This window comes from Pseudomonas fluorescens (genome assembly GCF_000802965.1).
Classification (GTDB): domain Bacteria; phylum Pseudomonadota; class Gammaproteobacteria; order Pseudomonadales; family Pseudomonadaceae; genus Aquipseudomonas; species Aquipseudomonas fluorescens_A.
Genome location: NZ_JSAK01000051.1, coordinates 1 through 1610 on the forward strand (window position 1 = coordinate 1; position 1610 = coordinate 1610).

At 56.6% G+C, this 1610-nt stretch carries 1 protein-coding gene; it reads right to left on the reverse strand.

Annotation, left to right across the window (positions count from 1 at the left end; all coding sequences use genetic code 11):
• Nucleotides 1-159 precede the first annotated feature (159 nt).
• The gene (locus tag NL64_RS29045) at nt 160-1533 is read right to left on the reverse strand and encodes an IS1182 family transposase (protein WP_034151503.1); all 1374 of its coding nucleotides are present in this window, start codon (nt 1531-1533) and stop codon (nt 160-162) included.
• Between the last annotated feature and the right edge of the window lie 77 nt (nt 1534-1610).

Below are 1610 nucleotides of genomic sequence, written 5' to 3' on the forward strand. Positions count from 1 at the left end.
GATTCTGTTGAAAAAGTCGGATTTTCAGCTCCCCTAAACTCAGGCACGACCACCACCGGAGAACCTACTCACCACATTGAGCGGTTTCTCGGCCCTTCGTTGACCTTTGCTGCTCTGTTAGTGGGTTAGTTTGAGGTTTTTTGCTTCGTGCAGGCGCACCTATCCCGTAGAAGGTGGCCCTTGAGATGCAAGTTTGGCCAGACGTCGCAGGTTCTGTACCGCGGCCGCCAGCGTGAACTCATCGGACGCGCCACTCATGCCACGTAGTCGCAAGCGATCCAGTTTCAGGATGCGCTTGAGGTGAGCAAACAACATTTCGACCTTCTTACGTTCGTGGCGAGAGCGCACGTACTCCGGGGTCGCTGCGATGCGTCGAGCCACATCACGAGCGGCTTCATGGACGCTGCGGGCGATCTTGCGAATCGGAGTGTTCGGGCAGCACTTGGCTTTCATCGGACATGTCGCGCAGTCGGTCTGTCTGGATCGGAAGATGATGGTGCTGGCTTTTGTGACGTGCGAACGCTCGTTCTTGAAGGCACGCCATTCGCTGCGTAATACGTTACCGGCCGGGCAGCGGTATTCCTCAGTCTCTTCATTCCAGTGGAAATCGTTGCTCGAGAAACTGTCGTTCTTGCGCTCGGTTTTGTCCCATACCGGCACATGCGGTTCGATGTCTTTTTCCTCCACCATCCAGGCCAGCATCGGCGCTGTACCGTAAGCGGTGTCGCCAATGAGGCGTTCCGGCTTGATGTCGAACTGCGCTTCGACCCGATCAATCATTGTCTTGGTGCTCTCGACTTCTGCGGTTCTATGAGCCGGTGTGGGTTCCACATCCATGATCACGCCGTGCTCGGTATCGATGAGATAATTCGTAGAGTAAGCGTAGAAAGCTGGGCCGCCTGGAGCAGCGGTCCAGCGGGCCTGAGGATCCGTCAGCGACAGGCGCTTGGGTAGCGTTTCGGCCAAAGCCTCTTCATCGAGGGCTTCAAGGTACTCACGCACGGCGCGGGTGCTCAGGGTCGGATCGCTCCAGTTGACCTGTTCATCACCCGGTACGCCGCGCTGCCGACTCGCATCCGCTTTGATGATGCTGGCGTCCACGGCGAAGCCTTCGCCCTTGACCAGGCCTGCGTCCATGCAACGACGCAGCACTTCATTGAACAGCCAGCGAAACAGATCGCTGTCCCGAAAACGGCCGTGTCTATTTTTGGAAAAGGTCGAGTGATTGGGGACTTCATCTTCAAGGCTCAACCGGCAGAACCAGCGATACGCCAGGTTCAAATGGGCCTCTTCGCACAGCCGCCGCTCTGAGCGAATGCCGTAGCAATAGCCCACGATCAGCATGCGGATCATCAGTTCGGGATCAATCGACGGACGCCCAATCGGGCTATAGAAATCGGCGAGGTAAAGGCGCAAGTCGCTCAGATCGAGACACCGATCAATGCTACGCAGAAGGTGATTGGCGGGGATGTGATCTTCAAGGTTGAACGAGTAAAACAGCCGTTCCTGCCCACTCGATAACTGTCCCATCATGCTGCGTGCTTCCCTGCTGGCCAATGCAGAGATTTTGCCGCAGGCCAGACAGGGGAGCTACTTTTTCAACAGAATCG